We start from the raw sequence: 13,974 nt of genomic DNA on the forward strand, positions 1-13,974 counted from the left end.
TCGCCCGACGACATCCGGGCCGGCGACGCGCGACCTCGAACGGAACGGAACGCAGGAAGGTGACGTGGCAGTCGACGTCGATACCGCGAGTTCAGGCACCCGAAGGGCTGGAACGTGCTGGTATAAATCACCCATGAACCCCCGGGCGGGTCGGCACGAACAGAGCTCCACGCCTCTGCCTGGCCCGACGCCCCGGCACCACACGATTACCTGTGGAGCCAACCACCGGATCCTCTGCGGCGAAACTGCGAGAACACGATGGTGAATACCGACCGTTTCGCCTCGAAGCCCCCTTGGCCCGTGATCCTGACGAGTTTCGTCGGGCGTGAGTGGGAGCTGCGGGAATTGCGCTCGCTCGTGTGCGGCGACCGTCGCCTGCTGACACTGGTCGGGCCGGGCGGAATCGGCAAGACCCGCCTAGCCCTGCGCATGGCCGTCCACTGCGCCGAACAGGCCCCCGCCGACGTGGTGTTCGTGGACCTGGGGGCGCTCGCCCACGAGAACCTGGTCGACGCGGCAGTGCTGGAGGCGACCGTCCCGGGCGTCAACCCCGGTCAGACCCCCCTGCGGACGGCGATCTTCCACCTGCGCGAGCGCACGGCCCTGGTGGTGCTGGACACCTGCGAGCACCTCCCGGCCGCAGCCTCTCGCGTGGCTCGCACCCTGATCGAGGAGTGTCCCGGAGTCCACGTCGTGGCCACCAGTCGCGTCCCCTTGCTTACCCCGGGAGAGCGGGTATGGCGAGTGCCGCCCTTGGCCGTCGGCGACGGAGAGTCGGCGAGGCCCTCGGACGCGGCCCGCCTGTTCGTCGACCGGGTCGCCCTCGTGCGCGGCGACCTCGAATTCTCGGCCGCGATGTGGGCCGACGTGGAACACATCGCGCAGGCGCTGGACGGCTTCCCCCTGGCGATCGAACTCGCCGCAGCCCGGGTGCGGATGATGACGCTCGGCGAGATCGCCTCCGCCCTGGACCTGCGCATCCTCAGCGGAGGCCCGACGCGGGGCCAGGCCCGCCACCAGACCATGCGTCGCTCGCTCGACTGGAGCTACACCCTGCTCTCCGAGCAGGAGAAGTGCCTGTTCGCACGGCTGTCGGTGTTCGTCGAGGGATGGACCGCCGAGGCCGTGCAAGCGGTGTGTGTCGACGGGCACCTGAGCGCCGATCAGGTGCTCGACACGTTGACGGCGCTGGTCGACAAGTCCTTGGTCGTCCGATCCGCGCCACCCTCGGGCGACCGATATCGCATGCTTCTGCCGATGCGGCAGTACGGGGCGGACCTGTTGGCGGCCAAGCCGGTTCCCTCACCACCCGCGGAGTCCACCGCGGCATCCACCGCCGCGCGTCATCTCGCGTACTTCGTGCGCTTCGCCGAACACGCCGATGCCCGCCTGTGGGCACTGCGCCCGAGGGAACGCCACCTGCTCGACGCGGAGATGCCCAATCTGCGGGCGGCGTTGGCCGAGGCATGCCGCCGGGGCTCGACCGACGCACTTCGCATCACGGCCGCCCTCGGCTCGTACTGGCGCACCCGGGGTTCGCTGGACGAGGGTATCGAGGCAACCCGAAGGGCCCTTGCCGCCGCTCCCCGCACCGCGCACCCCGCGCGCGCGATGACGCTCGCCGTACAGGCCACCCTCACCTTCTGGGTGGGGGACCTCGCCACCGCCCACGCCGCCGCGATCGAGGCGATCGAGATCGCCGACCTGATCGGGGACAAGCGGGCCCGCTCGCACGCGCTGCTCCGGCTCGCCAACGCCACGGCGATCACCGATCCCCAGCTCGGACAACCGATGCTGCACGAGGCGGTCGAACTGGCCCGGGAATGCGACGACATACCCGCCCTCGCCGACGCCCTGGGCAGCCTGGCCATGAGTCTCCTGTGGCAGGACGAATTCGAGCTCATGACCCGCACGGCGGAGGAAGCGCTCGCGGTCGCCGAATCGATCGATTTCAACAGTGTGCGTTCCCTGACCGCGTGGTGCCTGGCGCACGGCGCGCGCGCGACGGGAGAAGTCGACGAGGCCATCCGCCTGGCACGCACGATGATGCCATCGGAGGACGAATCCTCGTTCGCCGAGAACAACAGTGAGGCCGGCGCCTTCACCCGAAGTTGCCAGGCCCAGGTACTGTCCCTGGCGGCCGCGATGCAGGGCGACCCGGACCGGGCGCTCTCACTGGCCCGGGCGGAACGCGAGCGCCTGGAGAAGGAACCCATGCGCTGGGGGAGCGGGCTGATCGAGCACGCGCTCGCCTTCGCCGAACTCGCGGCCGGCAACCTCGACGCCGCCCGCCGGATCGACGCCCGGGAGGGGGCGAGTTCGGCACACCTGGTCCTGCACGCCCGATCGACCCTGATGCTCGCGGCCCTGGCCGCCGGGGATCCGCCGGCAGCCCGCGAGCACGCCGCCGACATCGTCCGCATCGCCGATCGAATCCACAACCGCCGTGCGCACACGGTTGCCGCGCTGGGCGAGGCCCGCGCCACGCTCATCGAAACCGACACCGCCCGAGCGGAGCTGGGCGCCCTCCAGGCCCTGACCACGTCCGTCGAGAATTGCTGGTGGCTCGAGGCGATCACCGCTTTGGAGATCATCGCCGCAGCGGCCGCGGATCGAGGGGAACACGCCCGAGCGACCAGGCTCTTCGCGGCCGTCGACGCCGCTCGACGCGCGCGCGGCATCGTCCGTGTCCCCACCGAGGCCATCTACTGGGAATCGCGACGCGCGACGGCGACCGCGGGGCTCGACGACGCCGAGCGAGCCCGCGCGCTGAGCGAAGGCATGTCCATGTCCCTATCCGACGCCGCCGAATTCGCCCGCAAAAGCCGCAACCGCCGTGCCCGCGCCAGCCGCGGCTGGGAAAGCCTGACCGCGACCGAGACCCGAGTCGCCCTCCTGGCCGCCGACGGACTCCTCAACCCCGAGATTGCCGAACAACTCTTCATCTCCCGCAGCACGGTCAAGGTCCACCTGTCCCACATCTTCACCAAGCTGTCGGTAGCCAACCGCACCGAACTCGCGGTGTATATCCACACCAGGCGACAGAAGGCGTAGCAGGGCCGGTGGGCGACCCGGGACCTGAACGGGATGGTTGACGAGGTGCACTTGATCGCACCTTTCGAAAACATCCGAAACGTATGCCATCAGCGGAACGCCGGAACGGCGCGTTTTTCCTATCGATCAATTCCGTGAATCTGTAGAAAGAATAACGGAGAAGCTCAAGCAATAGATGGCTTGAATGGAGTACATAATATCATTCTGGCGCGATACAGAATATCCGCAGTTTCGAACAATAAGGTGAAAATACATGAGTCGACATCGGGGGAAAGCATCACCAGGATCTGGCCGATGTGATTCGATTCTCATTCGGTTTGCAAGCTTGCTCCTTTGCATTCTCATGACATCCGTCTTCTGCGCGCGTGAAGCTCGGGCCGATGTCGATCTTGGCATGAGTGGATATCGGAAGGACTTTAGCGGCTGTATCATCGTTCCGCAGGATCTCCAAGGAGTTGTATTCGGAGTATTTTGCAAAGGTGGAGCAGGTGTAGAACGTTTTCGAGTCAGCCGCGACACTTCCTACGACATTATCGAACCTGCGTTTAATTGTGATCAATATCTTCCCGTGATCGTATTCTGGAAGGAGCAACCAGGAGGGAAATACCAGAACATAGATGATGCAAAATCCCAGCAAAGGCTTCGAAATTGCTACTGGGACGAAGGCCGTTACCAGATGGGAAGCTGGTTGGCAGAGCATCGAAGAAACGGCGGTCCCGACACACGCACTATCACGCAGAATCCGTGCGACTCACTCCCGGATCTTAACAGGTCGTTGTGCCCTGACGTTCGGGATTCAAAATTCAGCGATCAGCAAACCCATCCCTGCAACCACAGGCTGCCTGGTACCCGTACTCCCGTACTCGAGCCTGCCGAACAGACCTCCTGCAAATTGGCGAACCCTTGGTTCCAAACTCTCGGCGGCGGTCGCGGCGACCCCAGGACGCATAATCGCGACGACTACTCGTCCAAACCGGAAGTCACCGGTCCTCTTATGGAGGGATTGGGATGGGTTCTCTGGGCGGGAACTCTAGGGTGCCTGGTGGCTGCGTTTTCGTGTATCGCGCAACTCGCCATAGCGCATCGAAATGGGAGCGAGGTCGTGGGAGGTGTGATCTACGTCTTTGTGGGTGCCCTGCTCGTCGGCGGGTCAGCGTCCATCGTCAATTTTCTACTCATCGGCTGAGAAGCGCGTTTCCTGGTTTATGCGTTGGTCTCATGGATCATCAACTGCTCGATAATGAGCCAGGGTTACGAACTGCGGATCCAGTCGCTCGTACCGCCCGAGACCGCTTCGGGATGTCGTGATTTTCCTAGGCGTCCGCAGAACACTTCGTCGATACTGACCAGGAAACCAGCCATACGGAGGGTCCTACCGCACTTCCGTCGGCCCAGACTCGGGTGCCCAATGAGGTGGTGATCCGTTCGCAGCACGTCGAGCCGACGGGGTGACTTCCGCGAAACCCTGGACGATCTCGATGGATGAGTGATCTCGCTCTGTTGCCGGACAACGACAAGTGAGGTCCCACCTCGGCACCACCGCGGGCCGCTCCTGTCGCCGATGCTCCGCCTGCAGGATCCCCGTTGGCAGTCGGGTTCGCCAAGCCCGTGCCGACTTCGCCGTACGCGATCACAAGGGGGAGCCATGACTACGAAGCCTGTGATTAGCAATCCTTGGGTGACAGGGAAAGCGTCCGTCGAACCGGAAGCAGGCCCCCCACCCCCCAAGAGACTGGCCGGCCGTGTGGATTCGGGTTGCTCACGTGGTATGCCAGGCGGCCTCGCCGAAGGACCTGAACTCGAAAAACGGAGTGTGCCGACGAGTCGCAACGTGCCGTGGTGGTGGATGGGCTGCCACGGGGGCGCCGGCGTGAGCAGTCTCGCTGCCACCTTTCCGGCAGGAGTCGACGCAGGTCGAAGGTGGCCGGTGCCGGCCGACGCCTCTGTTTCACGGGTTCTGCTCGTAGCCAGGTCCCACGCACCGGGTCTTCGTGCGGCACAGTTCGCAGCTCGTCAATGGAAGTCCGGAACCGTTCCCCGGGTTCGACTCCTGGGTTTGGTCGTCGTCGCGGACGCGCCCGGATCGCTACCCCGGCCGCTGAAAGACCTTCTGCGATTGATCACCGGCGGATTTCCGGCCATCTGGACAATTCCATGGATCGAAGATTGGAGGTTCGGCAGGTTCTCTCCGCTTTCCCGTCCCCCGGCACCCATTTCACGACTTGCCAAGGACTTGCTGATTCTTGCCGGCAAGGATTGAGAGAAAGACATGTTGATCGATATCGTTTCGTCCTCTCACCATGCACTCGAAACGCTTCTGAATGGGATTCCTGTCGATACGTCGTTCAACGTCAAGCACCTGACCTTCAAGGCTCTTTATCCCCTCGATGGGGAAATGCCCAAGCCCGAGCCTCTTGATCCCGAAGTCAAAAAGGATCTCATTGAGAAATTTGCGCGCTTGTTCGGTTTCATCATCTGGGGGATCCTGCTTGCAGCCTTTTTCTCCACTTTGGCATGTGTGGCAGGCATCATCAAGGCACATAAGGATGGTGGAGAAGCCCCAATTAAAGGTTTTGCCATGTCAGTGATTGCGGTGATCATGGCAGGCGCGGCCGTACCGATTTTCAACTGGGTTGTCGGACCCATTTTCGAATAATGATAGATCCGCAACGGAGGGGTATGCATGGGGTTCCTGCGAAAAGGGAAGCGGTACTCGTCCAATCTTGGCTTGGAAGACGACCGCAGTCCCTTCACGCAGCCGGGATTCATTGCCTCTGCTCTACTCCTTCTCTTCGTCATCATCTGCTTTGGGCTAATTGTTTTCGACAACCGTCGGTCTTCTCCAGGTTCCGGCACGAACGCCGGTGCGTCGAGATCTACCACGACTGTCACCGAGTCTCCCATCGATGCGGGTGTTGACTCCGTGGAACCGTGCCCGCCGGGGGCTGTGCAAAGCGGAGACCGTCCGGTTACGGCTCCTGCGGGTGTCCGGTGGGAGAACTATCGCACTCTCGCTCTCCCCTATTCGGTGACCGATGGACCAATGCGTATCCAGGGCGAAGTTGCCCGATGTTTCTCGCGTACACCGACCGGGGCACTGCTGGCTCTGGCTCATATTTCTGCACGATACATACTCTCGCCGGACTGGAATAATGTAGTCAAATATCAGATAGTCCCGAGCCCTGAAGTTGAAACTTACAGACTTACCCGCCGGGGCCAGGAGCTCCAGATGGGAGGTCCGTCTCTTCCGGAGCCTGGCACGGTCACGCAGTTGGCGGGCTTCAGATTCATCAGCTATACGAATGAATCGGCAGTCCTGGCTATTGTCCGCCGAGATTCACAAGGCCGGCTGGAGAGTTTCTTTCAGACGGTCGAGTGGGAAAGCGGCGACTGGAAGCTGGTCCTTCAATCAGGTGGTGTGGACTCCACATCGACAGAACCTGTGGATTCACTGACCGGTTTCGTTCCGTGGAGGGATGTGAGACGGTGACATCAGCATCGAAGTTCCGTGATCGAAATCCCGGAGAGCGATCGCCCACCTTGTTGGGTTCAGGCCGGATAGTTCGTCGAATAGTTGCGATTCTTTTTCTTGCGGCGACATTCTTCGTTTTCCAAGGAACTCACTCCAGTTTTGCCGGAGTGGCAAAGCCTGCCGGTAACCCGACTCTCCGGCCCCAGGAACCCCCCTTCGACACGTCCTGCACCTGGATGCCGGACAACGTGGCGGGAACCTGGTGGTATTACTTTTGCCCGGCTGCCGATGTCGACGGCAGAGTATCGTTCGACAGAGTTCCCGGCACCTACATTATCGGAGGCGAAAAGGCCCAAGACGACATGGACAGGTGGGTCCGTGAGAGCCGCGTAAAGGGTGAAGCACTACGCAATTCCGTCGGTCCACCGACGCCGGGGATGAAGGAGCAGCAAAGTTCATTCACAATGCCGGGTTCCGAGGGCACACTCGATCCGTGTGACCTCATGAAAGGAGAGTTCGGAACGGAGAAAAGGCCACCACGAGCCAAGAAAACATGTCTCAATGTGAAGAACCTGCTCGAGCAGCGCGAGAATCCTTGCGCCCAGATCCTGAACCGGGAACTGGTCGGAGCATGCGATACCTTGCATAAAGAGTCATGGGCAAAGATGACAAGGCCGATAGATTTCGAGGTTCTACCCCCCTGCGGTACGCCGAATGGTTCCATATGTGCCGGGGCGAGCACGAAACGCTGGGGTCCAACTGCGGATATGAGTAACGAGACTTTCACCGATGACCCGATTCGTTGGATTCGTGCCGTCAGCCAAGACACAGTCAATGTCACCATGATGTGGTGGGTGACTGCACCGGATCCCATCATCTCGAAGAACGGCGACGATTGCTCGCCTGACGTAGAGCCGGTCATGGATCGGCGTAAGTCGTACCCATGCAGTGGGAACACGGTAGATTTTTTGGTGCGGCACACCAATATATTCACCTATGGCTTGTCCATCCTTTGTGTTGTCCTTGCAGGGGTAAAACTCGCGTTCAGTCGAGATGTCAGCTCCGTCAAGGATGCCATCAAAGGGGTTCTTATCCTGGTTCTCGTCGCCGGGAGTTCCGTATTTTTGGTGAACGCGGCCGTGAGGATGAGCCAGGCCTACTGTGATTGGATCATCGTAGAGGGACTCAATACCGATGGTACCGGAGGTTCGGATCCGGATCAGGCAATACAGGTGGCCGTCGGAAGATTCTCCAGCGGCCTGCAAGAGCTGACGTCATTCCCCGTGTTCATGATGGCGGTCATCGTCCTTGTTCCCTCCAATATGGTTCAGTTCTTCTATATGACGCTTCGCTTGATTTTGGTCATGGTCTTGACTGGCACGCTGCCGTTGGCAGCGGCTGCCAGCTCAACGGAGCAGGGCATGAGAATCTTGCGGTACCACATCTCCGGATTGGCCGCGTTTATCCTCATCAAACCAGCCAGTATTACCATACTTGTGGCCGGAGCCAAACTTTGGACGCCTCCCGGAGGCGTGGAAATGCAATGGGCCGATCAGTTCCGTGGGTTGTTCATCCTCGTCGCGGTCACCTGGCTCTGCCCTGCCATTGTGCGGATCGTCTTCACCGTCACCGGCCCGGCCGCCGGGTCGTCCGGTGCCAACTCCGGAGCTTCCGCCTTCGCCTTGGCGACCGGTGCGCGAGTCGTCGCCATCGGAGCGAACGTTGTTCGTCACCGATAGGACTCGGGAGGGTAACTACGATGAATGACGCCACAAAACACGACATTCGTACGTACGGAAACTGGCGTAAGCCGATCTCGCCGGGCCTGGGCAAACTCGGTTTTGCGGGAACCGTGGCGGGAATAGTCGGGATACTTTTCGTCATCATCGTGTCGATGTTCTCCTTCGTGGGCGCTCTGGTGGTCGGTGCGTTGATCGCACTTTCCTTGTCGCCAATGATGTTGCGCGACAAGCACGGTCGTAACGGGTTCCAGTGGATGGTCGCCAGGGGAGCCTGGGCGCAAGGAAAGGCGCAGGGGCAACATCTCTATCGGTCCGGGCCATTGGGTCGAATCCCCATGGGAACATGCAAACTCCCCGGGTTGATCGCGGCGAGTACTCTGCACGAGGCACGCGATGCCTACGGGCGCCCGTTTGCGATCATCACCGTGCCCTCGACGAATCACCACACGGTGGTGCTCACCTGCAGTGCGGACGGTGCCTCCCTTGTCGACGACGAGCAAGTGGATGTCTGGGTCGCCTACTGGGGACTGTGGCTCTCACAAATTGGGCACGAGCCCGGCATCGCTGCGGCGTCGGTAACCATCGAATCCGCTCCGGATACGGGCGAACGACTTCGCAGCGAAGTGGAACTCAACCTTCACCAGGACGCGCCCTCACTGGCGAAGCAGGTTCTGACCGAAGTCACCGAGGTGTACGGACGCGGTTCCGCCCAGATGACGACGCGCGTGGCACTCACTTACTCGGGCGCCGCCCGCGGTGCGCGCGGAAAACGCACAGCACAGGATATGGCGATCGATCTCGGGATGCGACTGCCGGGCCTGTGCAGCAGCCTGCAGATGACCGGTGCCGGCCCTGCCCGTCCGATGACCGGGTCGGAAATGAAGCAGATGGTTCGGATCGCGTACGACCCCAGCGTCGCGACCTTCATCGACAGGGCCGACCAGGCTGCCAGGAACGATCTTCGTTGGGACGACGCGGGTCCCACCGCGACAGAGGAGGGGTGGGGCTACTACCGCCACGACAGCGCCTATTCGGTCACCTGGGCGATGTCGGAGGCGCCGCGTGGGGAGGTCTACTCGAACGTGCTGTCGCGGTTGGTGGGACCGCACCCGGACATCATGCGCAAGAGGGTGACCCTCCTGTATCGCCCGCACAATCCGGCAACCTCGGCGCACCTGGTGGAGCGGGACCGTAAAGACGCGGTCTTCAAGGCCAGACAGTCGAAGGTGTCGAACGCACGTGATTCCGTCGCGGTCCAGGCCGCGGAGCAAGCGGCCCGAGAGGAGGCGACCGGCGCCGGATTGGTCCGCTTCGCCATGCTGATAACCGCCACTGTCCAAGAGGCCGAGGACGTCAAACTAGCCGCCTCGGCGATCGACAACCTCACGGCGTCATCGCGAATCCTCGTCCGTCGCGTGTACGGCTCGCAAGCCTCGGCATTTGCAGCAGCCCTTCCTCTCGGTCTCGTCCTGCCTCAGCACCTGAAGATGCCACAGTCCGTCCGGGAGGCCATGTGATGCAGGCGGGATTCGTCGCACGGTGGCCGGCGCGGGGTTCAGGAGCCGCCTCGTGATCCGTAGGAACCGGCGGAAGAACAACCCCTTTCTCAAGGATCGGGCGCGAGACGCGGCTGCGGACAGCAAACCTGTCTCCGCGAAGCACGAAGGACGACACTCCGAAGGGAAGGACCGACCGTCGCGCATACCGCATATCGGGGGTCGTGGATTCAATGGTTGGGGCCGCGGCGGTGCGTCGTACGTGGAGGCGCCGGCGGAGTGGCGAGGGACCACCGTCCAGGTCTGTGGCCTGTGGCCTTTCGGCTCGGGATCCGGCACTCCGAGCGTCGGAATCCCTCTGGGACGGTCGCTCGCCGGCGGCGCGACCGTGTGTTGTGATCCCATCAGTTGGTTCATGCGGGCCAATCTGCTGCTCAACCCCAGCGAGTTCGTGTTGGGCAAGCCAGGGCTGGGGAAATCGACCGTGGTCCGGCGTCAAGCGCTCGGCCTGGCCGGATACGGGGTTCATCCTGTCGTCTTCGGAGACCTCAAGCCCGACTACGTGGACCTGATCCACGCGTTGGACGGTCAGGTCATCCCGTTGGGCCGCGGCCGGGGCTACCTCAACGTATTGGACCCCGGCGAGGTGACAGAGGCGGCCAAACGGCTGCCCCTGACTGCTCGCAGAGCCCTGCTGGCCGAGGCTCACGGCCGGCGACTGACAGCGGTCGCATCGTTGGTCACGGTGCTGCGTGGTCACCCTCCCACCGATCGTGAGGAGACCATCCTCAATACAGCGCTGGAGGTTCTCCACGAACGGCATTTGGGCGTGCCCGTACTCTCGGATCTGCTCCGGGTGATTCAAGACGCGCCCGACCCGGTCCGCGGTGTGGCGTTGGACCGAGGTGATATCGCCCGGTATCGCGATATCACCGAGGGCCTGGAGGCATCCTTGGTCGGCTTGCTCGGAGGCGGCCGGCTCGGTGAAATGTTCGCGCGTCAGACGACCGAACCCATGCGCCGTGATCGCCCGGTCTGCTTCGACGTCAGCACCATCGACGACTCGGAGGCGCAACTGCAGGCGGCGGCGTTGCTCGCCTGCTGGAGCTACGGGTTCGGCGCCATCTCGGTCGCACAGGCGCTCGCCGACGCAGGGCTGGAACCTCAACGTCACTACTTCGTCATTCTCGACGAACTGTGGCGTGTACTTCGGGCCGGGCGCGGACTGGTCGACCGAGTGGACGCGCTCACACGCCTGAATCGGCAACGGGGCGTCGGGCTGGCCATGATCACGCACACGATGTCGGACCTTCTCGCGCTGACCGCGGAAGAGGACCGGATGAAGGCGAAGGGGTTCGTCGAACGTGCGGGAATGGTGATCTGCGGCGGGTTGCCGGCCGCCGAGATGCCGCAGTTGAACGAGGTGGTGCACCTGACGGGGGCGGAACAGCAACTGCTCGTGGACTGGTCCACACCGCCGTCCTGGGATGACGGTCTCGGACGTGAGGCGGCTCCGCCGGGCCGGGGGAAGTTCATGGTCAAGGTCGGTGGGCGTCCCGGCATTCCTCTCGAAGTGGAGCTCACCGGTTCCGAGTTGGGGATCAACGATACGAATCGGAAGTGGACGACGTGATCGGTTCCCGGGTTCCGGTTCCCAATGAGCGAGTGGTGCAATGAGCGCGACCAAGAGAAGACGCGGTCCGGACCCCTATGCCGATTGGTACCTCATCGGCGCCGCACTGGGCTTGCTCGTGATCATCATGGGCCTGTTGTGGGTCGGCGCGACGGCGGGAACACCCTCGACGAAGGCGAGCCCACCGCCGCCGCAGGCCATCCTGTTCCTGCTGATCGTCGGGGACTACCAGTGGCCGGGCACCGACGCCACGGTGGTCACCGTCATGTTGGGTCTGGTGGTTGCCGGCGCCTTCGGGTCGCTCACCGCACTTGTGATGTTCGTGCGCAGGAGGCAGATTCCCATCGACCGAGCAATCCCCTACCTCGCTCGCCCCAGGGAACTCGCGGCATCCACGACGAAGGGTGTCCGTTCCAAAGCTGATGACTTCGGGTTGCCGGCCGGTGAGGTGCCGGGGGTCTACATCGGCAAAGCCGTGCGGCATGGGATCGATGTATGGGGTTCGTGGGAGGACATGCACATCGACATCTGGGGGCCGAGAACCGGCAAAACGACGGCGCGCGCGATTCCGAACATCGTCGCCGCACCCGGCGCGGTGGTCGTCACCTCCAACAAGCGTGACATCGTCGATGCGACGCGCCTTTCCCGGGCGAGGCGCGGAAAGGTCTGGATCTTCGATCCCCAGAACCAGGCGGGAGGCAAGCCCACTTGGTACTGGGATCCGCTGACATATGTCGGGGACAGTATCGTCAAGGCGACCAAATTGGCCGGTCGGTTCGCATCGATCAACCGGCCGTCGCACGCGCGCAGTGACGCGTACTTCGAGCCGGCTGCGGAAACGCTCATATCCAATCTGCTCCTGGCCGCGTCGATAAACGGGGATCAGATCACCCAGGTGTATACGTGGTTGACTCGGCCGACCGACAGCACTCCCGAGCGGATTCTTCGATCGGCCGGGCACAGTCCTTCCGCAGACGCGGTGGACGGCGTCATCACCGCCCCTGATCGCCAACGGGCCGGCGTATACGGCACCGCTCTGCAAATCGTTTCGTTCCTCATCGCGCCCACCGTGACCGCGTGGGTGACTCCGGGTGATCAACCGAATCGGCCGTCGTTCGACTACAAGGCCTTCGTCCGCAGCGGCGACACCATCTACCTCCTCTCCGAGGAGACGAACAAGATGGCAGCTCCGTTGGTGGTGGCCCTGACGGCGGCTCTGGCTGAGGAAGCCGAGAACGCCGGCCTCGACCAACCCGGAGGAAGGCTGCCGATTCCCATGCTCTTCGTTCTGGATGAGGCGGCGAACGTGTGCCCATGGAAAGCCCTTCCGGACAAATACTCGCATTTCGGATCACGAGGTGTCGTGATGATGACGATCCTCCAGTCGTGGGCGCAAGGTGTGGCCGCGTGGGGGGACGTGGGGATGGCGAAGATGTGGGGGGCGGCCAATGTTCGCGTATACGGCGGAGGAGTGCTCGACACCAAGTTCCTGGGAGATCTCGCCGCCGCGTCCGGATCGTTCGAGCCGGGGACCACCAGTTATTCCCGAAAATCTTCCGACTATTTCGAAAAGAATATCAGCAAGGCATCGCGGGCCGAATCCGTTCTCGAGGTGGCAGATCTGGCCTCCATGCCACGCGGGCGTGCGTTCGTGCAGTTCAGTGGAACCAAGCCGGCCCTGATAAAGCCCATACCTTGGTGGGAGGGGGCCTACGCGGACGAGATTCGTTCGTCTCTGGCGCAGTTCGCACCCAGGGGTGAAAGGCAGCGTGTAGACCTCATGAAGGCATCGTGAACGAGGATCAGGGCACCGAGTCGGCCGCTTCCGCGCAGGCGAGCAATGAGCAGGGGGGGCAGGAGAGTGAGAAGATGCTCTTCTTCACTTCCCTTGAGGAGTTCACGACGGAATTCCTGTCGCCCCTGATCAGGCGTCGTCTGAACCGGGCCGTCGCGCTCTGGTGTCCGAAGTGGTGGGCCCATCCCGAGGCGGTGTCCCGGCTGAGCAGTATGTGGCGAGCATTCGAGTACCTTCGCAAGGATCCAGGTCTGGGGATGTCCGTGTGGTGGACTCATCACGCGGACCCACATCTACGTGCCCTGATGGATCCCGACCACGGTCCCTTCGCCGTCTGTGATCCGAGGGATGGCCACAACTCCAGTCCGCTGCTGCCCCTGCCCCTGGTCCCGGTCCCCGACGGCCTCTTGGACCACGCAGCCTTCCGTGTCGAGAAGTCCGTCTTTCAGCAGGTCAAAGCGAAACTCAAAGCTGCACAGCGGCCGGATCCAGACGGCCTGAACAAAAACAAAGAACTGAATCCGAGAATCGGTTTCTAGATACGGAAGGTATGTCATGAGTGATGCAACGGACAGTCAGGTGGCTCTGGCAGGCCTGTACGCCACGTTTGACAAACTGCTTGGAGGTGCCCAAAATGCTGCGGATGGTCTCGGCGGGTTGATGGGCATCGGTGGGTGGGGGCCTGGCCCGGAGGTCGCCGGGCAGTTTCTCCGCAATGTTGTCGAGCCACTGATGAAACATTGACGCGGGACCTTCGAATCCCTGAAGACGAAGGCGCCGGG

General features: G+C 62.5%; 10 protein-coding genes. All 10 read left to right on the top strand.

Annotation, left to right across the window (positions count from 1 at the left end; translation table 11 throughout):
* Positions 1–300 precede the first annotated feature (300 nt).
* The 10 genes from ACWCPW_RS14755 (at position 301) to ACWCPW_RS14800 (ending at position 13,936) form a co-directional block, all read left to right on the top strand.
* Positions 301–3,054, top strand: coding sequence for a helix-turn-helix transcriptional regulator (locus tag ACWCPW_RS14755; RefSeq protein WP_449761898.1), 2,754 nt, complete (start codon positions 301–303; stop codon positions 3,052–3,054).
* Positions 3,055–3,397: 343 nt separating this feature from the next.
* Positions 3,398–4,240 (top strand): hypothetical protein, encoded by an 843-nt coding sequence (locus ACWCPW_RS14760; RefSeq protein WP_449761899.1) that lies wholly within the window; start codon positions 3,398–3,400, stop codon positions 4,238–4,240.
* A 660-nt stretch (positions 4,241–4,900) separates the two neighbouring features.
* The gene (locus tag ACWCPW_RS14765) at positions 4,901–5,314 is read left to right on the top strand and encodes a DUF6668 family protein (protein WP_449762000.1); all 414 of its coding nucleotides are present in this window, start codon (positions 4,901–4,903) and stop codon (positions 5,312–5,314) included.
* Between the two features lie 9 nt (positions 5,315–5,323).
* Entirely contained in the window at positions 5,324–5,710 is a 387-nt protein-coding gene (locus ACWCPW_RS14770; RefSeq protein ID WP_449761900.1) for a hypothetical protein, read from the top strand.
* 830 nt (positions 5,711–6,540) lie between these two features.
* Positions 6,541–8,265, top strand: coding sequence for a hypothetical protein (locus ACWCPW_RS14775; protein WP_449761901.1), 1,725 nt, complete (start codon positions 6,541–6,543; stop codon positions 8,263–8,265).
* Between the two features lie 20 nt (positions 8,266–8,285).
* On the top strand, positions 8,286–9,785 hold the full coding sequence (locus ACWCPW_RS14780; RefSeq protein ID WP_449761902.1) for an SCO6880 family protein: 1,500 nt from the start codon (positions 8,286–8,288) through the stop codon (positions 9,783–9,785).
* A gap of 394 nt (positions 9,786–10,179) precedes the next feature.
* Positions 10,180–11,397: an ATP/GTP-binding protein gene (locus ACWCPW_RS14785; protein WP_449761903.1), complete on the top strand. Its 1,218-nt coding sequence runs from the start codon at positions 10,180–10,182 to the stop codon at positions 11,395–11,397.
* A 40-nt stretch (positions 11,398–11,437) separates the two neighbouring features.
* Complete coding sequence (locus ACWCPW_RS14790) at positions 11,438–13,192, top strand: type IV secretory system conjugative DNA transfer family protein (protein WP_449761904.1); 1,755 nt, start codon at positions 11,438–11,440, stop codon at positions 13,190–13,192.
* Positions 13,189–13,731, top strand: a complete 543-nt coding sequence (locus ACWCPW_RS14795) for a DUF4913 domain-containing protein (RefSeq protein WP_449761905.1) — start codon at positions 13,189–13,191, stop codon at positions 13,729–13,731. The genes ACWCPW_RS14790 and ACWCPW_RS14795 overlap by 4 nt, the downstream gene beginning before the upstream one ends.
* A gap of 16 nt (positions 13,732–13,747) precedes the next feature.
* Complete coding sequence (locus ACWCPW_RS14800) at positions 13,748–13,936, top strand: hypothetical protein (RefSeq protein ID WP_449761906.1); 189 nt, start codon at positions 13,748–13,750, stop codon at positions 13,934–13,936.
* Positions 13,937–13,974: the final 38 nt, after the last annotated feature.

The sequence above is a fragment of the Embleya sp. NPDC001921 genome (genome assembly GCF_053594475.1).